Genomic DNA, 20,937 nt, shown 5'->3' on the forward strand with positions numbered 1-20,937 from the left:
TCGCCTCCTTAAATGATCATCACGGTTTATTTTAACGAAGTTTGGAAAGAATGAATATAAATAAGTTTTCAAGAGGAAAAAATGGGGTAAAGATGTGTAACAAACATCGCAGTCGGAATATTCCGATTATGAGGGAAGGGGGGGCTCACTTATGAAGCAGATGATACAGATTATCCGGAAGGCGGATGTAGAAAAGGAGTACATTAATACCTTGAAGCTGGAACTTGATTACGAATTGGCCACCTTGTATGATGCAATGCAGCAAGACGACAGCAGCCAAAAGGAAAAAAGCAAGAAACGGCTGGCAGAAATACAGGTAGAACTGGAGGCTCTTCATGCATTGTAAACGAACAACCATACCGTAAAAGCATCTGCTGGCTAAAGACAGTGGATGCTTTTTTCGTTATACTGAAAAGAAACAAGGGGGGAGCTCATACATGGACCAGCACGCAATGGACCGTTACATAAAATCAATGATCAAAGAAGCTGGGCATCGGATCCGCAATTCATTTCTCAGCGATATTTCAGTGGATACGAAAGCCCATGCGAATGATTTAGTCACGAACGTCGATAAAGAAGTGGAAAAGTTCTTCATCCGCCATATCCGGGAAGATTTTCCGGGCCACCGTGTCTTTGGCGAAGAAGGATTTGGGGACCAGATCGATGAATTAAGCGGTACGGTGTGGATGCTCGATCCGATCGACGGCACCATGAATTTCGTGCATCAACGCCGTAATTTCGCCATCTCGCTCGGCATCTATCAAGATGGGGTCGGAAAGATGGGCTATATCTATGACGTCGTCAACGACGATCTGTATCATGCGATTGCAGGCGGCGGCGCTTATTATAACGATGAACGCCTGCAGCCGCTTTTAGAGACGGACATCAGCGAATCGATCATCGGCATGAACGCCATGTGGGCAACGCCGAACCGGCACGTGGAGCATGAAGCCACCATCCGGCTCGTTCATGAAGCACGCGGCATGCGTTCATACGGTTCCGCGGCGCTTGAGCTCGCTTACCTGGCGAGCGGGCGCATCGATGCTTATATATCCATGAGGCTGTCGCCATGGGACATTGCCGGGGGATTGGTCATGGCAAAAGAAGTAGGTGCTGTCGCGAGCAATTTTTCGGGGCAACCTGCCAACCTGCTGAAGTCGGATACATTCGTCGCCGCTAACCCGTCCATCCACCGGAAATTGCTTCAGGAATATATCAAACCGAAGCACACATAAAAAAGAGGCCGGGATCTCCCGGCCTCTTTTTCATGCGTTTATAATGCGCCTGCTTCACGCATTTCTTTTTTGCGCTTGAACCCGAAGCCCATGATGACCATTAACAATAGAATAGAAAGGAAAATGCCGGTCACGCTGCGAAGTGCCACTGCGACGCCGATGAGCACCATAGCCCCGATTGCGGCCAATGAATATAGTACGAAAATCCATTTAATATTATGCCACGATTCAACAATCGCTTCTTTCATACCATCTAACCTCCTGCATACGCATGAAATAAAATCGTAGGGTTTTTCCCCTATATGTGCTATACTAGCACAGTTATAGGCTCGAAAAAAGAATATTGGAGTGAAAGTATGACTAACCTTAGAAACGATTTACGAAACATTGCGATTATCGCACACGTTGACCACGGCAAAACGACATTGGTGGATCAGTTGCTTCAGCAATCAGGGATCTTCAGATCGAACGAACATGTTGAGGAGCGGGCGATGGATTCTAACGACATTGAAAGAGAACGCGGAATCACAATCCTGGCGAAAAATACCGCGATTCAATATAAAGACGCTAAAATCAATATCCTGGATACTCCTGGACACGCCGATTTCGGCGGCGAAGTGGAGCGCATCATGAAAATGGTTGACGGTGTCCTGCTTGTTGTCGATGCTTACGAAGGCTGTATGCCACAGACACGCTTTGTATTGAAAAAAGCGCTTGAGCAAAACCTCAAACCGATTGTAGTCGTCAATAAAATCGACCGCGATTTCGCGCGTCCGGATGAAGTTGTCGATGAAGTCATCGAATTGTTCATCGAACTTGAAGCAAACGACGACCAATTGGAATTCCCGGTCATTTTCGCATCGGGCATGAACGGAACTGCCAGCCTTTCATCTGACCCGGCTGACCAGGAAGAAAACATGCAGGTCATTTATGATGCCATCATGGACCACGTCCCGGCACCGATCGATAACCGCGAGGAGCCATTGCAATTTCAAGTGGCGCTTCTCGATTACAACGACTATGTCGGCCGTATCGGAATCGGGCGCGTATTCCGCGGCACGATCGAAGTGGGGCAATCCGTATCCTTGATGAAACTGGACGGATCTGTCAAAAACTTCCGTATCACGAAAATCCACGGATTCATGGGCTTGAAGCGCGTTGAGATCCAAAAAGCCGAAGCGGGCGATTTGATCGCAATCTCCGGACTCGAAGACATCAACGTTGGTGAAACAGTATGCCCTCAAGACCATCCTGAAGCATTGCCGGTTCTCCGTATCGATGAACCGACACTGCAAATGACATTCCTTGTCAACAACAGCCCGTTCGCCGGTAAAGAAGGCAAGTTCATCACTTCAAGAAAAATCCAGGAGCGTTTGGATGCCCAATTGGAGACAGACGTTTCCTTGCGCGTCGATCCTACTGATTCCCCTGATGCATGGGTCGTTTCGGGCCGTGGGGAACTGCATTTATCGATCCTGATCGAGAACATGCGCCGTGAAGGATTCGAACTTCAAGTGTCAAAACCTGAAGTTATCGTCCGCATGGTGGATGGCGTCCGCTGTGAACCGGTTGAACGCGTCCAAGTGGATGTTCCTGAAGAATATACTGGCGCGATCATCGAATCACTCGGCGAACGCAAAGGCGAAATGCTCGATATGATCAATAACGGAAGCGGACAAGTCCGTTTGGTATTCAATGTCCCTGCACGCGGATTGATCGGTTATACGACTGAATTCCTGACGCAGACACGTGGATACGGCATCATCAACCACACATTCGACAGCTATCAGCCAGTCGCGGCAGGACGCGTAGGCGGCCGTCGCCAAGGCGTACTTGTTTCCATGGAACGCGGAAAAGCTTCCACTTACGGCTTGATGGGCATTGAAGACCGCGGTACTTCATTCGTGGAAGTCGGCACTGAAATCTATGAAGGCATGATCGTCGGTGAGCATAACCGTGACAACGATTTGACAGTTAATATCGTCAAGATCAAAGCGGCTACCAACATCCGTTCAGCCAATAAAGACCAGACGACAACGATGAAAAAAGCACGCCTCATGAGCCTCGAGGAAGCTCTTGAATACTTGAACGATGACGAGTATTGTGAAATCACTCCTCAATCGATCCGTTTGCGCAAGAAGATTCTGGATAAGAATGAGCGTGAGCGTATGGCTAAGAAGAAGAAAGTAGCCATCGAAGAATAAACAACTGGAAGGATGTATAATCAGTGGACGAGCAGGCTTTTGTCTATGAAAATATGTATCCGGTAGCCCGCATTCTTTACCAGAATATGCCGAATTTCGATGTGGCGGGATATGCACTGTTTGCCGTCATCTTCCTATTATCGGCAGTCGTGTACAAATTGGGCTTTGCCAAAAAACTATCGATCGGAAAAAATGCAGTCATTATCTTGTTCTTGGCTGCGGGAGGACTCGGCCTGACATTCTTGGCCTTTTTCCTGCCCGTTGTCGAAGGCTTGGTCATAGCCGCATTGATCCTCATCCTTTACAAAATCCGCCTTTGGCGCGAAAAACGCGAAAACGCTGCTTCTCAATGAGAGGCAGCGTTTTTGCGTTCAAATGTCTTATAGAGTATCGGCAGGAGCAGTGCATAGGTCAGATGAGCCAGGATCCAGTAGAGGAACGCGCCCATATCGGTCGGTTCCGGGACATCGGCTTCCACCGCCAGCATGGCCAGCGGGAAAAACAGGATGTAAGTCGGCAAGGTAAGCAACAGGCTGATGATCGTCAATTGGCCGAACGTATAGCGCCGGCGTTTGGCGATATACACATAAACGATGCCGATCACCAGCGAGATGATCAAATGCAAAACGAATTCAGTCAGCTCTGACCAATTCACTTGGTTGACCAGTGGGATGAAATCGACGTTCAATAGCAATTCGTAATTCCGGACGCCGGTCACTGCCTGCATCCATTTCAGCAACAATCCTAGAATGAGTCCGCTCCAGAAACCGATCCACAAGCCCTTCAATACCTTCATCAGAAATCATCCTCGATGCTGCGGGAGCTGCGGAAGAAATGGAAATGCCCGGTCGCCAGGCGCTCTTCAGTCCGTTTGGTGATCCGGTCATGGCATTCTTCGCACATATGGGTGTGGATCGGACGGTTACGGAGGCGCTTGGCTTGCAGCGTATCGTCTTCAAGTTCTTCGATTTTATCGCAGATGACGCATTGAACACGCATAGATATTCCTCCTATTCGACCCGGATAGCGGTGACATGGGTGATCGGCTGATCGATATTCGAACCATCCGGCAAGAGGATATGGACTGGCCCATCTTCCCGGAGCGGTTTCCCGTCCTGGCTGAACTTGAAGATCAATTGCTTGGCCTCTTCAATCGGGAAGGCATGTTCGCCTGAAGCGGTTTCGAATACGACCTTCGACGCGCTGCCGGCCGGCTCTGCATTTTCGAGGAATGGCTGGAAACGCATGCCGAATGTGCCTGTCAGCATGTCTTGTTTTTCCTGGCGCTTGTATTTCTTCTCGGAATTCAAGGTTGGCGGAACGGTGGCGCCTTCCATGATTTCGCGCGACCAATGTTCGCCCATGCCGCGTTTGTACTCTTCTAGATCGTCCTTATCGACATGCTCTTCTGTGAAAAATGTCTTAAGATCCAGTTTGCGGTCATCGAAAATCCACACGGTCGGATCCAAAGTCACTTTGTATTGGACTTCCCCTTTAAATGGTATGATGAATTCCATAAATAAAACCCTCCATTATAGTATCTCTCTTCTTCAGTATAACTGTTCGGCCCCGATTCCCAAAGGGTTTAATCCCTTTTATGAGAGACTTGCAATTTGACAGCGTAAAAGATACACTTTAAACAGGCTAATGGAGCAGAAATACAAGTGATGGGGGAGTCCTCATGGAACATACAGAAGAACAGACTTATCAGGAAAAAGCGCTGGAACTCCTTAAAGCTGATGCAGAGAAAATCGAGCAATTGATCAAGGTGCAGATGGATCATCTTACATTGCCGTCCTGCCCTTTATACGAAGAAGTTCTTGATACGCAAATGTTTGGCTTATCACGGGAAATCGATTTCGCCGTCAAGCTCGGTTTGATCGAACGTGAGACCGGTAAAAATTTAATGGATACGCTGGAGAAGAAACTGTCCATCCTCCACGATGCGTATACAAATAAATGACCCAAAACTCAAACGATTCCAGTTTGGGTTTTTTTACTAATGAATCCAATTGAATGAGGTATAAAAACAATGAAATCCTACATCAAGAAATACGGCAAGTACATAGACTACCCGCTTCTCTTTACATACCTAGCCCTCACCATTTTCGGGCTGATCATGATTTACTCCTCGAGCATGGCCTGGTCCGTGAACTATTATAATGACTCGCCCGACCGCTTCTACATACAGCAATTGATCAACTTGGCCATCGCTTATCCTGTATTCTTGCTCGCTGCCGTATTCCCTTATAAGCATTTCAAGAAAAAGTGGATGATGGCGACCGTTCTCGCGGTCATCTTTACAGGGCTCATCCTGGTCCACTTTATCGGCTTCGCGGCAGGCGGTGCAAAAAGTTGGATCAGCCTCGGGTTCGCCAATATCCAGCCATCGGAAGTCGCCAAAGTCGGCTTGATTTTCTATTTGGCAGGCGTGTTTTCCAATAAATACCGCAATGGCTCCATCAACAAACTGAACGAATCGATCATTCCGCCGGTCATTATCCTGACGGCTGTTTTGCTGTTGGTTTTCCTTGAGCCTGACTTAGGGTCGATGGTCATCATCGGCGCAGTCGGCCTGTCGGTAATGGCGGCATCTGGCGTCCGTTTAAAGCCGTTCGTGAAATTGGCGGGAATCGTCATTGCAGCTGCCGCTGTTTTCATCGTTCCTGCGATGTTGTTCGCCAAAGACCTGATTTTCACGGAAAAACGCATGGGGCGCATCGATGCTTTCTTCAACCCGTTTTCGGATGAACTCGGGTTCGGCTTCCAGATCGTCAACGGTTATTTGGCGATCGGTTCAGGCGGGCTGGGCGGACTCGGGCTCGGCCAATCGATCCAGAAGCTTGGCTATCTGCCGGAACCCCATACGGATTTCATCATGTCGGTCATTGCGGAAGAGCTTGGCGTTCTAGGAGTCTTCGTTGTCATCGGCGGATTGGGCTTCGTCGTCCTGCGGGGGTTGTGGATCGCGATGACGACTAGCGACCCGCTTGCGCGCATGCTTGCCGCCGGTGTCGCAAGCATGATCGGCATCCAATCTTTTGTCAATCTCGGCGGCCTCTCAGGAATCATTCCGCTGACAGGGGTGACTCTTCCGTTTATAAGCTATGGCGGAACCTCGGTAATTTTGTTATCTTTAGCTATGGGAGTATTGATGAATGTTTCCATGTTCAACAAATACGAAAAAACGAAAAAGTAAAGGGTGTGCGACGGAGTGAAAGAGATTAACAAGATCTTAGTAGCCAACCGCGGAGAAATTGCCATTCGGATTTTCCGCGCCTGTACAGAACTGAATCTTCGGACAGTTGCGGTTTATTCGCAGGAAGACAGCGGTTCGTTTCATCGTTACAAAGCTGACGAATCGTATTTAGTCGGCAAAGGAAAAAAGCCGATTGATGCTTATTTGGACATCGAAGACATCATTCGCATCGCCAAGGACTCAGGAGTGGACGCCATTCACCCAGGGTACGGATTCTTATCCGAAAACGTGCATTTTGCGCGGCGCTGTGAAGAAGAAGGCATCGTATTCATCGGGCCAACCTCACGCCATCTCGATATGTTCGGCGATAAAGTCAAAGCCCGTGACCAAGCGATCGCTGCAGGCATTCCTGTCATTCCGGGAACGGACGGACCTGTCGAATCATTGGCTGAAGTAGAGGCATTTGCTGACCAAGCCGGATTCCCGTTGATGATCAAAGCATCACTAGGCGGTGGTGGACGCGGCATGCGCATCGTCAAAGACGCCAGTGAACTGGCATCATCTTACGAACGTGCGAAATCCGAAGCGAAAGCTGCCTTCGGTTCCGAGGAGATGTACGTGGAAAAATTCGTCGACAAACCGAAACACATCGAAGTGCAAATTCTGGGCGATGCTGAAGGCAATATCATTCATTTATATGAACGTGATTGCTCGATTCAGCGCCGGCATCAAAAAGTCGTGGAAATTGCGCCTTCCAACTCCATCAGCGAGAAGTTGCGCAACGAAATTTGCGATGCTGCAGTCAAATTAATGAAGAATATCGATTACATAAACGCAGGGACAGTGGAGTTCCTGGTAGCGGGTGATGAGTTCTATTTCATCGAAGTCAATCCCCGCATCCAAGTCGAACATACCATAACCGAAATGGTGACGGGCATCGACATCGTCCATGCCCAAATCCATATCGCCCGCGGGCACTCGCTCCATAGCGAAGCGATCGCGCTGCCGAAACAGCAAGACATCCCGCTGTTCGGCTATGCTATCCAATCGCGTGTGACGACGGAAGATCCGTTGAATGATTTCATGCCGGATGCCGGAAAATTGATGGTTTACCGCTCAGGCGGAGGATTCGGCGTACGTCTGGATGCCGGAAACGGTTTCCAGGGGGCGGTCATTTCCCCTTATTACGATTCATTGCTCGTGAAAGTGTCCACATGGGCGACAACGTTCAAAGAAGCTGCAGCGAAAATGGATCGCAACTTGCAGGAATTCCGCATCCGCGGGATCAAGACGAATATCCCGTTCCTTGAAAATGTCGTGAAACATCCTAATTTCATCAACGGGGACTTTGACACAAGCTTCATCGACAGCACGCCTGAACTGTTTAAATTCCCGGTGCGCCAAGACCGCGGGACGAAATTGCTCAGCTATATCGGCAATGTGACGGTGAACGGATTCCCTGGAATCGAAAAGAAAAAGAAACCGATCCACGCTGCGCCACGCAAACCGGAGATCGATATCATTACGGAAGTTCCATCCGGCACGAAACAGATCCTAGATGAACGCGGCCCGGAAGGCTTGGCGAAATGGGTGCTCGAGCAAGACGAAGTCCTATTGACGGATACGACATTGCGTGATGCGCACCAATCGCTTTTGGCTACACGCATGCGCTCGCATGATATGTTCGCAGTCGCGAAAGAAACGGCCCGCCTCCAAAGCGATTTGTTCTCGATGGAAATGTGGGGAGGGGCCACGTTTGATGTGTCTTACCGTTTCCTGAAGGAAGACCCATGGCAGCGCCTCATCAAATTGCGTGAAGACATTCCGAACGTCTTGTTCCAGATGCTGTTCCGCGGTGCGAATGCGGTCGGCTATAAAAACTATCCGGATAACGTCATCCGTGAATTTGCCCGGACATCCGCACAAGCTGGAATCGATGTATTCCGCATCTTTGACAGCCTTAACTGGATCAAAGGAATGGAAGTGGCCATCGATGAAGTCCGCAACTCCGGAAAAGTAGCAGAAGCGGCGATTTGCTATACAGGGGACATTCTCGACCCGAGCCGCGACAAATATACGGTTCAATATTACAAAGATATGGCGAAAGAACTGGAAGCGGCAGGCGCCCATATTCTTGCGATCAAAGATATGGCTGGATTGCTCAAGCCAGAAGCTGCGTACCGCCTAGTTTCTGAACTGAAGGATACGGTTTCCTTGCCGATCCACTTGCATACACACGATACAAGCGGAAATGGCATCTACCTTTATTCCAAAGCGATCGAAGCAGGCGTCGACATCGTCGACACGGCGCTCGGCACCATGGCCGGGCTTACATCCCAGCCAAGCGCCAACTCGTTGTATTATGCGATGAGCGGCGGCAAGCGGAAAATCAAAGCCGATATCGAATCTCTTGAAACCATGTCCCATTATTGGGAAGATGTCCGCAAATATTACAGCGACTTCGAAAGCGGCATGAACAGCCCGCATTCTGAGATTTATGTCCATGAAATGCCGGGCGGGCAGTACAGCAACTTGCAGCAGCAGGCAAAAGCTGTCGGCCTCGGCATGCGCTGGGAAGAAGTGAAGGAAATGTATTCCCGTGTCAACATGCTCTTTGGAGACGTTGTCAAAGTCACGCCGTCATCAAAAGTCGTAGGGGACATGGCCTTGTTCATGGTCCAGAACGAACTGGATGAAAAAACAGTGCTGACACGCGGCGAGAATATCGATTTCCCTGAATCGGTCATCGAGTTCTTCGAGGGCTATATCGGGCAGCCGCACGGCGGGTTCCCGAAAGAGTTGCAGAAAGTGATCTTGAAAGAGCGCGAGCCGATTACGGTGCGTCCGGGCGAATTGCTCGAACCTGCTGATTTTGAAGCGATCCGCGAGAAACTATTCGAACGCTTGGAGCGCCCCGTCACTAGCCATGAAGTGCTGGCCTATGCGCTATACCCGAAAGTATTCGAAGAGTACAGCGTGACAAACCAGACCTTCGGGGACGTATCCGTGCTTGATACACTGACCTTCCTTTATGGCATGCGCCTCAGTGAGGAGATCGAAGTCGAGATCGAAAAAGGAAAGACCTTGATGATCAAGCTTGTGTCCATCGGCGAACCGCAAAAAGACGGCACGCGCATCATCTATTTTGAATTGAACGGCCAACCGCGTGAAATCAGCATCCAGGATATGACGGTTGAAACCGATTCAGCGGCAAAACCGAAAGCTGACCCGACAAAAGAAAATCATATTGCAGCGACAATGCCTGGCACTGTCCTGAAAGTAGTCGGTGAAAAAGGGCTGAAAGTAAAACGCGGCGACCATTTGCTTGTCACTGAAGCAATGAAGATGGAGACGACCGTCCAAGCGCCATTTGACGGAACGATCCAGGAGATTTACGTGACAGCTGGCGATGGCATTTCAACAGGCGATTTGCTTATTGAAATGGAACCGAAATAAAATAAAAAATCCGGTGCGAATTCGCACCGGATTTTTTATTTGGATTTGATGTACTTGCTTCTGGAGACGAGAAGGACCATATAACATAACAAGCCGAACAGCATCGAGATGAGCAAGGAGTGAAGCAATGCGACTGCCAGGTTCAATTTCGTCAAGACAACGAGCATGCCTGTCGTCGCTTGGAGAAGCACGATGATGAAGGCAATAAGCCATCCCCAATAAATGACGCGTTGGTCGCGGTAATGGCGATATGCATGAAGCGCGATCACGCCGAGCCAGATGACGATAAGCGCAGCTGCAAAGCGGTGGCCCATCTGGACCCATTCGTACATATTGCTTGGCAGCGCGAACTGGTCGTTGCGGCATAATGGCCAATCCGAACAGATGAGGCTCGATTCTGTATGGCGCACAAGAGCCCCTGTGTAAACAACCACGTAAGAATACAAAGCGACGCCGAGTGTATGGTATTTCAATGTGCGGCCGATTTGTACGCGGTCCGCATCGAACTTGCGGTCGACTTCGAATATCAGCAAGGTCAAAAGGAGCACTGCAGCAAATGACAAAAGGGAGATCCCGAAGTGGAGCGCGAGAATGAAATCGCCTTGGCCCCATAGGACTTGGGCAGCTCCGATCAAAGCTTGCAATACAAGGAAGAACACAGCCATGAAGGCGAGGAACTTGGTTTCCCGCACATGGCCGAACTTGCGCCAGGCCCAAACCGCCAAAATCACGATCAAGATCCCGACCACGCCCGTTACCAGGCGATGGGAGAACTCGATCAGCACTTCAGCCGTAATTTCCCGCGGGATCAAGTTGCCGTTGCAGTCCGGCCAGTTGCGGCCGCATCCCATGCCGCTGTCGGTTTTGGTGACCAACGCCCCTCCGAGGAGGATGAGCAACATGCCGATAGAAGCAAGAACCCCGAATATTTTTATATAGATGTTGCTTTTCAAAATGCCACCTACTTTTTCTAGAAAAACTTTTAGCGTTTAACGATATCCTGCATACTCGATGATAGCGAAACTGCGTTTAAAATACAACGAGAAATCAGGGTTCACCCAAACTTTCAAGAATTGGACATATTAACAGCGACCTTCACAAACTGTTCAAAAACAGCGTTTTTTCTATCTTAAAATAACGAGGGGGCTACTGTATGATTAGAGATGAATATTTGTAAGACCAATTGCGTGAAATCATCATTTATATCAGGAAATTTCAGTAATATGTAGAAAAGAAGCTGGAATTTAGATATAGTTATGGTTAGCGGAATATGCTTACAACTTTGAAAGGAGGGAGTTATATGTCAAACGGCCGGTCTTTGCCTGCAGAACCGACCGATGCTGTAGAATCGAGCACGTTCACTAAAGATTTTCTGGCACTTATTAAGATTGGGATTGTCAATTCCAATTTAATTACCGTCTTTACGGGACTGTGGCTCGCTTTCCAGTTTTCGGATAAGAATTTCCTGGATCACATGGATATTCTCGTCTACACTATCGCCGGTTCGGCATTGATCATTGCGGGGTCTGCGGCGATGAATAATTATATCGACACAGACATCGACCCATTGATGGCCAGCAAGAGAGGCCGCCCGACAGTTACGGGCAGGTTCAAGCCATCCGCTGTCTTGGCACTCGCCATTTCTTTCATCGTTATAGGCGAACTCTTTTTGTTTTCCGCTTCTGTTTCAGCAGGTCTGTTTGGAATCGCCGGCATCTTGGCTTATGTTGTTCTCTATTCGATGTGGTCGAAGAGAAGGCATGTCGGCAATACGATCGTCGGCAGTATTTCCGGCGCAATCCCGCCGCTAATCGGCTGGGCTGCGGTGGAGCCGACGCTCGGTACGGGCGCTTGGGCGCTGTTTCTGATTATGTTCATTTGGCAGCCGCCGCATTTTTATGCGCTTGCCATGAAACGGACGGAAGAGTATCGGGCCGCAAATATTCCGATGCTGCCGGTGGTCAAAGGATTCCACCGGACAAAAAAATCGATGCTTGCATGGGTTTTACTGCTTTTCCCATTGCCGTTCCTGCTTATGGAACTCGGGATAGGCTTCATCATCTTAGCTACAGCTTTGAACATCGGATGGCTGGTTCTGGCAATCCGGGGCTTCAAGGCAGCGGATGATTTGAAATGGGCGAAGAAAATGTTCATCTATTCGTTGAACTATATGACGATTCTATTTGTATCGATGATCATTTTCGCTGTATTCGCCTAAATTTCTCTTTTACTTAACTGTAAAACACTTTATTCAGAGAGGGGTATGAAAAGCTATGATGAAAGGACCTAAGAAATGGCGCCTCTTCGCCTTGATGACCGCATTGCTTGTTTTTCTTTCAGGCTGCGGGCGCGAAGAGATCTCGACGCTGATACCGGCTGGTAAGGTTGCGCAAGATCAGTTCAACTTGCTGATTTTGTCATCCATTGTCATGTTGTTCGTTATCGTCGTCGTTACTATCATCTATGTATTGGCAATTGTTAAATTCCGCCGTTCAAAAGTAGGGGAGGACATGATCCCTGAACAAGTCGAAGGAAGCGCGCGTCTTGAGTTTATCTGGACAGCAATCCCGATCGTCCTGCTTTTGATCCTCGCTGTTCCGACAGTCTACTCAACATTCGACCTGGCTGATGTCACGGCAATGGATGCGCAGGACGAAGATGGCGCGGCTGAGAACTTGACGGTCAATGTTACCGGTAAGCTTTACTGGTGGGAATTCGAGTATCCTGAACAGGAAATCATCACTGCACAGGAACTGGTCGTACCGACTGGCGAACGCGTCTACTTCAACTTGATTGCTGCAGACGTTAAGCACTCGTTCTGGATCCCTTCAATTGGCGGTAAGCTCGACGTCAACCCTGAAAACGTCAACACATTCTATTTGGAGTTCGATAAAGAATCTTCGGAACTTGAAGAAGGCGTTTACTTCGGTAAATGTGCCGAGCTTTGCGGCCCATCACACGCTTTGATGGATTTCAAGGTCAAAACGCTTAACCGTGAAGACTTTGATGCTTGGGTAGCTGCAATGCAGGAAGAACAGGCTGCGCCTACAGAGACAGTTGCTCAAGAGGGACAGGAAATCTTCGAGCAGAGCTGTATCGCATGCCACGCAACCAACGCAGCGGGAGCAGCTCCTGGCGTGGGGCCAAACCTTACGACATTCGGCGACCGCAACACAATCGCCGGCTTCATGGAACACGATGAAGAAACACTGAAAAACTGGATTGCTGATCCCCAGCAATACAAACCAGGCAACTTGATGCCTGACCCAGAAGAAATCAACAATGGAGAACCATTCTCCGATCAAGAGCTCGATGCGCTTGCAGCATACTTGATGGGCTTGAAAGTTGAAGAGTAAAAGTTAAAAAAGGAGGTAAACTATTGTGAGTTCTAACTCTCAGAAAAAGGGTTTCGGCGCTACAATATGGGACTACTTGACAACAGTAGACCATAAGAAAATCGCGATCCTCTACTTGATCTCCGGCGGATTCTTCTTCCTAGTCGGCGGCGTGGAAGCGATGTTGATCCGGATTCAGCTTATGAAAGCCGGAAACGATTTCCTTAGTGCCGGAACATACAACGAAGTTTTAACAATGCACGGAACGACCATGATCTTCCTTGCGGCGATGCCAATTCTCTTGGCATTCATGAACGCCGTCTCACCTTTGCAAATCGGTGCGCGCGATGTTGCGTTTCCTTTCCTGAACTCACTTGGGTTCTGGCTGTTCTTCTTCGGGGGCGTATTCCTGAACCTTTCATGGTTCCTGGGCGGAGCACCGGATGCAGGATGGACAAACTATGCTTCTCTGGCACTTGCCTCTGAAGGCCACGGCATCGACTTCTATTCACTTGGTTTGACGATATCCGGTTTCGGTACCTTGATTGCGGGGATTAACTTCCTGGTGACAATCATCAATATGCGCGCGCCGGGTATGACTTACATGAGAATGCCGCTTTTCACATGGACGACTTTCGTAGCGTCCGCTTTGATCCTGTTGGCGTTCCCTCCGCTGACAGTCGGGATCTTCTTCATGGTCTTCGACCGTTTGTTCGGGGCTAACTTCTTCGATGTAACAATGGGCGGTAACACGATCATCTGGGAGCACTTCTTCTGGATCTTCGGCCACCCGGAAGTTTATATCCTAGTGTTGCCAGCATTCGGTATTTTCTCTGAAATCTTTGCGATTTTCTCCCGCAAACGCCTATTCGGTTACACGGCATTGGTATTTGCGACTATCCTGATCGGTTTCTACGGATTCATGGTTTGGGCCCACCACATGTTTACAGTTGGTCTTGGACCGACAGCTAACGCGGTATTCGCCCTTGCAACGATGATCATCGCAGTTCCGACAGGGATCAAGATCTTTAACTGGCTTTTGACGATCTGGGGAGGAAGCATTTCCTTCACGGTGCCGATGATCTACGCAGTTGCGTTTATCCCGTCATTCGTTGCCGGTGGGGTAACGGGTGTCATGCAGGCGATCGCGCCGCTTGATTACCAGCTTCACGATTCCTACTTTATCGTGGCCCACTTCCACTACGTAATCGTCGGTGGTGTCGTATTGGCAATTCTGGCAGGTACGCATTTGTACTGGCCGAAGATGTTCGGTACGATGTTGAGCGAAAAACTCGGAAAATGGACGTTCTGGTTCTTCTTCATCGGATTCCATTTGACATTCTTTATCCAGCATTTCCTCGGCTTGATGGGTATGCCACGCCGTGTTTACACGTTCGGAGCAGACCAAGGCTGGGATCTATTTAACGCTATCAGCTCGGTCGGAGCCTTGTTCATGGCAATCGGTGTTATCATTCTCCTCGTCAACGTCGTCATGACGGTTGCGAAGAATGAGCGCGTCGGAAATGACCCATGGGGCGACGGGCGTACGCTTGAATGGGCGATCCCGTCACCACCGCCATTCTATAACTTTGCACAAACACCGCTTGTCCGCGGGCTTGACCCGTATTGGATCGAGAAAATGGAAGGCAATAAAGAAGGCATGGTCTATGCAGAACCGCTCGGCGATATCCACATGCCGAACGGATCATTCATTCCTTTCGTCATCTCTCTCGGAATGTTCATCGCATCATTCGGTGCCATGTACTTCATGGACGATAAAGCATGGGCGTTGCCGGTATTGATCGGCGGTCTTGCGATCACATTCGGTTCGATGCTCGTCCGTTCGTTGAAAGATGACCTCGGTTTCCATGTAACGAAAGAAGAATTGATTGCGGACAATGAACGCATTCAAAGAGAAGCAAGAGCGTTGGAAGGAGGCAAAAAAGGTGGACTTAAATAAACGATATACCCCACAAACATGGCCCGATCATCCTGAAACGGCGACGCTCGAAGGGAAGAACAAGTTCGTTGGTTTCTGGCTGCTGCTGGCAGCTGAGACCGTCACCTTCGCCTCTCTCTTCGCAACATATCTTGCGTTGAAAGACAAAGGCCCAAGCGGAATGGAATTTTCCGCTGCCGGCCTGTTCGAACTGCCGCTCGTTTTTGCCATGACGATGATCCTTTTGACATCTTCGTTGACTAGTGTCTATGCGATCTATCATATGAAGAACCATAATTTCAAAGCGATGCAGGCATGGCTTGGGATTACTGTCCTTTTGGGTCTCGCGTTCCTAGGCTTGGAGATTTACGAGTTTAACCATTATGTACATCTTGGCTTCGGCTACACCAATAGTGCCTTCAGTTCCGCTTTCTACACCTTGGTTGGAACTCACGGGGCACATGTAGTATTCGGGCTCAGCTGGTTCATCGCATTGATGATCCGCAACGCTAAACGCGGGTTGAACATGTACAACGCACCGAAGTTCTATCTTGCCGCCCTATACTGGCATTTCATTGACGTAGTGTGGGTGTTCATCTTCACTGTAGTTTATCTGATGGGAGTGATCGGTTAATATGGCACACGATACTCATGATATTCACAGATCCAGAGCGGAATTCGAATTCATCAAGAAAAAACGTGCTGCTGAAATGCGCGGCCAGTTAACATCATTCGCTATGATGATCTTCTTGACATTGATCGCGTTCACTCTAGTGGCAGCTGATTTCTCAACTTACTTGATCGTGCCGATCATCTTGTTATTGGCTGCAATCCAAGTAGTGCTCCAGCTGTATCATTTCATGCACATGAGCAATAAAGGCCACGGCATGATGGCATTCTTCATGTTCAGCGGCATGTTTGTCGCATTCATGACGATCATCGCAATGGTCACCATCGTTTGGTGGTAAAAATGAAAAACTCCGGACTTCTTACAGTCCGGAGTTTTTTCTGTTTACGGCTTAAGCCGGTTAAATGTCATGATTCGTTCATTGATATGCCAAGGCATCCCCTATATAATGAGGTTACTTAAGGAAAAAGGAGGTACGGTCTAATGCCGATCAGCATTTTTGGCTTCGAAGCGTTATGGAGCCCCTGGTATTTCGGATTTCTCGTACTGATTACACTTTTATACTTTCTGCTTACCACTAAGTGGAGACATAAATTCACTGATAGTGAACCGCTTCAAACGAAACAAGCATTGCTTTTCGTCTCAGGGATGGCATTGATCTATGTCTTGAAAGGATCGCCGGTCGATTTGCTTGGACATATCACCTTGACGATGCATATGGTCCAGATGGCGCTGCTCCTGTTATTGGCTGCCCCTTTAATTATCATGGGAATCCCTTCATATCTATGGCGGGCATTCATCGCTTTGCCAATCATTAACCCTTTGTTCATGTTTTTCACTAAACCATTGATTGCTTTGCTGTTGTTCAGCTTGTTCTTCTCCGTTTATCATTTGCCGCTTGTCTTCGATTTCGTCAAGCAGGACATGCTGATCCACAGCATCGTCAGCACTTTGCTGTTCGTGTCGGCGCTTCTTTACTGGTGGCCGGTGGTCAACAATCTGGAAGGCATGCACAAATTCCACGGACTGAAGAAATTGGGCTATTTATTCGGCTTGAGCGTCTTGATGACGCCAGCTTGTGCCTTGATCATTTTCAGCACCACCCCATTTTACGCAACCTATTCAGACGGGGAAGCCTGGATGCAGGCAATGGCTTTATGTGTGCCTGCAGGGACATTGGCCCAGCTTAACTTATCGGGACCGGAACTCTTCACGAATATGTCGCTGATCGAAGACCAGCGCACAGGCGGTATTACGATGAAAATCATCCAGGAATTGGTGTTCACAGTCTTTATCTGGCTGGTCTTTCATGAATGGCTTAAAAACGAAACCGCCAATGCGGATGAAATCACTGCCAAAGTTTTGCAGGACCGCAAGGATATGGCGTATTACAGACATAATGGGCAATGACCCAAAAGGAGTTTAATTAAATGAATTTGCCGCTTTTGCCAACCATCAGTACATTCTTTATCGTCTTGAGCGCCATTTTGGTTGCGATCGGATGGAACTTGATCCTCAAACGCCGTATCGAAGCACATAAAAAAGTGATGCTTGGCGCCGGGGCTGCCGCGCTGACGTTTTTCATCATCTATGTCTCGCGCACCTTGTTCGTAGGAAACACCGCATTCGGCGGGCCGGACGAGTTGAAGATCTATTATACCGTCTTCCTGATTTTCCATATCACGCTTGCAACGATCGGGGCTGTGATGGGGCTGGTGACCATTTACTGGGGCTTGAAAAACCGCCTCGACAAGCACCGCAAGATCGGACCGTTCACGAGCGTCGTCTGGTTCTTCACTGCAATTACAGGAGTAATGGTTTACTTATTGCTCTATGTATTCTACGAAGGCGGCCATACGACATCAGTTTTCAAAGCAATTCTGGGTGGATAATAAAAGCACTGAGCATAACTTGCTCAGTGCTTTTTCGGTTTTCGAGAAAGGTTAGACACCGTATTTTCCGAAGCTTATCGCTCGCTTTCCGTGGGCTCGCGCCCAAGCCTCCTCAGCCGCTTCGCGCCTTGCGGGGTCTCGGTCGTCTCGCTGATCCACTGGAGTCGAGCGAACGCTTCTCCAAATACTTGCATAGAACATTGATTTTTGATTGTGGAATAAGTGGTTTCCTTTTTCATTTATAGCGATTTCAAATTTCTTCAACACTATGAAAAAGCACTGAGCATAATTTGCTCAGTGCTTTTATTTTGCCTTTTAAACTTTAAACTCCATCTTGATGATTCCGGCTTCGCGTGCCGAAGTAAAGAGGATGACCAGTAATGGCCCGATAAAGAATCCGAGAAAGCCGATCAATTGAAGGCCGATGAACATGGCGATCAAGGTGGCAAGGGGAGAAAGCCCGATTTGGGTTCCCATCACTTTCGGCTCGACTGTTCTTCTGATGACCAATAGCACCAGGGCCAAGATGGCCAATTGCGTTCCTTGGACGATATCGCCGACGATGAACATATAGATGAACCAAGGAGTCAATACGATGATCGAACCGAGAATCGGGATGAAATCGATGATCCAAATGACCAGCGACATGACCAGTGCATATTCCGGTGCAATGAATAATAAGGCGATCAATGAAACCGCAAAGATGATCAAGCTGACCAGGAACTGGGCTTTCAGGAAGCCGAAGACGACATTGTTCAGCCGGGCGCTCATGAAGCGGACTTTCTCGGCAGTCGACTCCTTCAGCCGGTTGAAGAGCATGCCTTTCAAATCCATTAGATCAAGCATGAACAAGAATAAGGCGATGAGGAAGACGATGAAACTGACCAAAAACGAAGGGATGCCCGTCAATAAATTGGTCACTGTATCATAATTGACGAAGGTCAAGATCCAATCACGGATGCCTTCGGCAAAAGTGATCATTTCAGTTTCAAATGAATTGACGACTTCTACCGGCATCTCGGCGGTGGAGCGCAGGAAGAAAGCTTCCACTTCACCCCACATTTGTGAAAGGGAATTTGTATATTCTGGGACCATTTTTGAAAATTGTATAATTTGCCCAACCAATTGCGTGATGATCCAATAGACCAAGCCTGAAGCGATGACTAGGAAAAGGATGAACACTGTAATGACAGCGCCTTTACGCTCCCACTTGAACCTTCTCTGCACGAATTTCACAAAGGGCTCCAGGAAGATGGCGGTAAGCAAGGCGAGGATCAGCGGAACTGCAATCGGCAATATGTATATAGAGATTAATACCAATACGGCGATGACCAGCAAAATTGTCGCCAGTTTTTTATTAAACCACTTGCCCACAATAAACCTCCTTCAATTGACTGCGTGAAATTTCACGGCAAAGCATTTGTTTAAAAAAACCGCAGTTCATATTGAACTGCGGAAATTTTACGCTTTGATTTCGAACTCGGAAATTTCTTTTTTGATGGAAGCCAAAATTTCAGCGCTAGTTTTCAATAGGTGGTCCGGGAAATGCTCGTCTTCGCCATATTCCACGCCGTGCGGATAGTAATGCTTGCCGATGACTGGCTTCAAGACACGGACAACCGCATCGTTCGCGTCAACATCTCCATCAATGGCATATGCGAATACGCGCAAATAATATGTGCCTTCACGGACCATGAATTTGCGGTCGTATGTGACGCGCTCATAATCCCACTGGCCTTCTTTCGTCAAGCCATGCTTGTTCATGATGTCCTCAAGCAATGTAATATCCACTTCGATGTTCTCTAGTCCTGTATTTTCAAAATACATGGGATCTCCTCCTCTATAACAAAAAAAGACTGAATGCTCCTTTAATAATAGATCATATTTTGGGTACATGCAATGGCTAGATTGTGTCAGAATGCAGGCGGCTGTTATAATGGGGAAAATGGGTGTCAGGAGCTGATTCAATGAAGGACTTGTTACGCATCATGATTTTCTTGGCGATTGTCCTGATTGGGCTGTTCTACTTGGACCCGTCAATCAGTGAAAACGAATTGCTTGAAGCTCCACGCCCTGCCGACCCTTTGCCGGCGGATAACTTAACGGAGTCGGCACTCGATGTGGAACGGCCGGCGAGCGGGCTTTCCGTACATATCGGGGGGGCAACGGAAGATTGGCTTGAAGAGCATGGCCAGCCCGACCGTATCGAACCATCCGCCTATGCATATGAATGGTGGGTTTACGACGCTGCATATTCCAATTTTGTCATGGCCGGGGTCAAGGAAGGGCGGGTTGTCCAGGTGTTTGCGGCAGGGGAATCGACGGATATCGAACCTTATGACATCGGCCAGACGCTGGAGCAGCTCTACAGGTTTACGATCGTCCAGAACGAAGTGACCGTTAAATACGGCACCAATACCTATACATTCAATTTAAGTGAACAGGACATGGATAAGCGGCTCTTGGTCAGTTTCGAAGACCTGTATGCACAATTGTATATCGATGCTGAAGACCAGCAACTGGAGGCAGTCAGGTTCATGGATGCAGAAACGCTGATCCGGCACCAGCCTTACGATATGATGTACTCTGGGGATCTATTGGTGACGCCAATGCCGTCATCGACGCTGCAGCGGTCGATCGATGAGGCGAACGCCAAGCAATTGGTCGATTTGACCAATGTTTATAGGCTTCGCCATCAACGTTCCTTGGTCGAGGAAAATTTCGGCATCAGTTTATTGGCCAAACAAACGAGTGAGGAAATGGCGCGTATGGAATTCACTTCCGCAGAGATGGAAGTGGCGGATCTGGAAGCCCGCCTGCAAGGGGCGGATATCCCGTTCGACCTCGCTGCCATCAATACGGCTTCGCGTTACTATGATGCGCCTGAGACATTGCACGGGTGGTTCAACTCCCCGGCCCACCGGGGAACTTTATTGAGCACGCAATATAACCAGGTCGGCGTCGGGGTGTTTGGCAAATACTACAGCCAGATCCTGTTGAAACAGGCTCCCGGTGCCTATGAAAGCCAATAAATAAAGCAGCGGCACTG

General features: G+C 48.6%; 22 protein-coding genes. 15 read left to right on the forward strand and 7 right to left on the reverse strand.

Going from position 1 to position 20,937, the window contains the following annotated elements; genetic code table 11:
- Positions 1–151: 151 nt before the first annotated feature.
- Together DP119_RS04645 and DP119_RS04650 are read left to right on the forward strand one after the other, a co-directional pair.
- Positions 152–346, forward strand: a complete 195-nt coding sequence (locus DP119_RS04645; RefSeq protein ID WP_068869495.1) for a hypothetical protein — start codon at positions 152–154, stop codon at positions 344–346.
- A 91-nt stretch (positions 347–437) separates the two neighbouring features.
- Positions 438–1,235, forward strand: a complete 798-nt coding sequence (locus tag DP119_RS04650; RefSeq protein ID WP_112231292.1) for an inositol monophosphatase family protein — start codon at positions 438–440, stop codon at positions 1,233–1,235.
- Between the two features lie 38 nt (positions 1,236–1,273).
- Here the strand turns inward: DP119_RS04650 and DP119_RS04655 are convergent, their stop codons facing one another.
- Complete coding sequence (locus DP119_RS04655; RefSeq protein WP_112231294.1) at positions 1,274–1,483, reverse strand: YlaF family protein; 210 nt, start codon at positions 1,481–1,483, stop codon at positions 1,274–1,276.
- A gap of 108 nt (positions 1,484–1,591) precedes the next feature.
- Here DP119_RS04655 and typA point away from each other — a divergent pair, with 108 nt between their 5' ends.
- Positions 1,592–3,439 (forward strand): translational GTPase TypA, encoded by a 1,848-nt coding sequence (gene typA, locus DP119_RS04660; RefSeq protein WP_112231296.1) that lies wholly within the window; start codon positions 1,592–1,594, stop codon positions 3,437–3,439.
- Between the two features lie 23 nt (positions 3,440–3,462).
- Positions 3,463–3,792: a YlaH-like family protein gene (locus DP119_RS04665; protein ID WP_112231298.1), complete on the forward strand. Its 330-nt coding sequence runs from the start codon at positions 3,463–3,465 to the stop codon at positions 3,790–3,792.
- On the opposite strand, the gene DP119_RS04670 is transcribed toward DP119_RS04665, so the two are convergent.
- From DP119_RS04670 to DP119_RS04680, 3 genes are read right to left on the reverse strand one after another with little or no spacing between them, the layout of a single operon-like run.
- Positions 3,786–4,235 carry a hypothetical protein gene (locus DP119_RS04670; protein WP_112231300.1) on the reverse strand — a complete coding sequence of 150 codons (450 nt, stop codon included), beginning with the start codon at positions 4,233–4,235 and terminating at the stop codon, positions 3,786–3,788. The two genes, DP119_RS04665 and DP119_RS04670, sit on opposite strands and share 7 nt — an antisense overlap.
- Positions 4,235–4,438 carry a YlaI family protein gene (locus tag DP119_RS04675; protein ID WP_058383473.1) on the reverse strand — a complete coding sequence of 68 codons (204 nt, stop codon included), beginning with the start codon at positions 4,436–4,438 and terminating at the stop codon, positions 4,235–4,237. The genes DP119_RS04670 and DP119_RS04675 overlap by 1 nt, the downstream gene beginning before the upstream one ends.
- 11 nt (positions 4,439–4,449) lie before the next feature.
- A complete protein-coding gene (locus DP119_RS04680) occupies positions 4,450–4,956 on the reverse strand; it encodes a peptidyl-prolyl cis-trans isomerase (protein WP_112231302.1) in 507 nt (168 codons plus the stop codon).
- Positions 4,957–5,120: 164 nt separating this feature from the next.
- Between DP119_RS04680 and DP119_RS04685 the strand changes: the two genes are divergently transcribed.
- The 3 genes from DP119_RS04685 to pyc all read left to right on the forward strand — a co-directional run bounded on the left by DP119_RS04685 (position 5,121) and on the right by pyc (position 10,094).
- Positions 5,121–5,402: an Fpa/YlaN family protein gene (locus DP119_RS04685; RefSeq protein ID WP_058383475.1), complete on the forward strand. Its 282-nt coding sequence runs from the start codon at positions 5,121–5,123 to the stop codon at positions 5,400–5,402.
- Positions 5,403–5,471: 69 nt separating this feature from the next.
- Positions 5,472–6,638 carry an FtsW/RodA/SpoVE family cell cycle protein gene (locus tag DP119_RS04690; RefSeq protein WP_112231304.1) on the forward strand — a complete coding sequence of 389 codons (1,167 nt, stop codon included), beginning with the start codon at positions 5,472–5,474 and terminating at the stop codon, positions 6,636–6,638.
- 15 nt (positions 6,639–6,653) lie between these two features.
- Positions 6,654–10,094, forward strand: coding sequence for a pyruvate carboxylase (pyc, locus tag DP119_RS04695; RefSeq protein ID WP_112231306.1), 3,441 nt, complete (start codon positions 6,654–6,656; stop codon positions 10,092–10,094).
- Positions 10,095–10,129: 35 nt separating this feature from the next.
- On the opposite strand, the gene DP119_RS04700 is transcribed toward pyc, so the two are convergent.
- Complete coding sequence (locus tag DP119_RS04700) at positions 10,130–11,047, reverse strand: COX15/CtaA family protein (RefSeq protein ID WP_112231308.1); 918 nt, start codon at positions 11,045–11,047, stop codon at positions 10,130–10,132.
- 347 nt (positions 11,048–11,394) lie between these two features.
- On the opposite strand from DP119_RS04700, the gene cyoE reads away from it, so the two are divergent.
- The 7 genes from cyoE to DP119_RS04735 all read left to right on the forward strand — a co-directional run bounded on the left by cyoE (position 11,395) and on the right by DP119_RS04735 (position 17,888).
- Entirely contained in the window at positions 11,395–12,312 is a 918-nt protein-coding gene (cyoE, locus tag DP119_RS04705) for a heme o synthase (protein ID WP_112231310.1), read from the forward strand.
- 55 nt (positions 12,313–12,367) lie between these two features.
- Positions 12,368–13,450 carry a cytochrome c oxidase subunit II gene (gene coxB / locus DP119_RS04710; RefSeq protein ID WP_112231312.1) on the forward strand — a complete coding sequence of 361 codons (1,083 nt, stop codon included), beginning with the start codon at positions 12,368–12,370 and terminating at the stop codon, positions 13,448–13,450.
- A 25-nt stretch (positions 13,451–13,475) separates the two neighbouring features.
- The gene (locus DP119_RS04715; RefSeq protein WP_112231314.1) at positions 13,476–15,389 is read left to right on the forward strand and encodes a cytochrome c oxidase subunit I; all 1,914 of its coding nucleotides are present in this window, start codon (positions 13,476–13,478) and stop codon (positions 15,387–15,389) included.
- Complete coding sequence (locus tag DP119_RS04720; protein WP_068869481.1) at positions 15,376–16,002, forward strand: cytochrome (ubi)quinol oxidase subunit III; 627 nt, start codon at positions 15,376–15,378, stop codon at positions 16,000–16,002. The genes DP119_RS04715 and DP119_RS04720 overlap by 14 nt, the downstream gene beginning before the upstream one ends.
- A gap of 1 nt (position 16,003) precedes the next feature.
- Positions 16,004–16,336: a cytochrome c oxidase subunit IVB gene (ctaF, locus tag DP119_RS04725; protein ID WP_112231316.1), complete on the forward strand. Its 333-nt coding sequence runs from the start codon at positions 16,004–16,006 to the stop codon at positions 16,334–16,336.
- A 143-nt stretch (positions 16,337–16,479) separates the two neighbouring features.
- The gene (gene ctaG / locus DP119_RS04730) at positions 16,480–17,406 is read left to right on the forward strand and encodes a cytochrome c oxidase assembly factor CtaG (protein ID WP_112231318.1); all 927 of its coding nucleotides are present in this window, start codon (positions 16,480–16,482) and stop codon (positions 17,404–17,406) included.
- 20 nt (positions 17,407–17,426) lie between these two features.
- Positions 17,427–17,888, forward strand: a complete 462-nt coding sequence (locus tag DP119_RS04735) for a DUF420 domain-containing protein (RefSeq protein ID WP_112231320.1) — start codon at positions 17,427–17,429, stop codon at positions 17,886–17,888.
- 315 nt (positions 17,889–18,203) lie between these two features.
- Here DP119_RS04735 and ytvI read toward each other — a convergent pair whose 3' ends face one another.
- Positions 18,204–19,262 (reverse strand): sporulation integral membrane protein YtvI, encoded by a 1,059-nt coding sequence (gene ytvI, locus DP119_RS04740; protein ID WP_112231322.1) that lies wholly within the window; start codon positions 19,260–19,262, stop codon positions 18,204–18,206.
- Positions 19,263–19,349: 87 nt separating this feature from the next.
- Positions 19,350–19,715, reverse strand: a complete 366-nt coding sequence (locus DP119_RS04745; protein ID WP_112231324.1) for a YugN family protein — start codon at positions 19,713–19,715, stop codon at positions 19,350–19,352.
- 140 nt (positions 19,716–19,855) lie between these two features.
- On the opposite strand from DP119_RS04745, the gene DP119_RS04750 reads away from it, so the two are divergent.
- Positions 19,856–20,920: a CAP domain-containing protein gene (locus DP119_RS04750; RefSeq protein WP_112231326.1), complete on the forward strand. Its 1,065-nt coding sequence runs from the start codon at positions 19,856–19,858 to the stop codon at positions 20,918–20,920.
- Positions 20,921–20,937 lie beyond the last annotated feature (17 nt).

Origin of the sequence: Planococcus maitriensis (assembly GCF_003289925.1) — a bacterium.
Taxonomy (GTDB): Bacteria; Bacillota; Bacilli; order Bacillales_A; family Planococcaceae; genus Planococcus; species Planococcus maitriensis.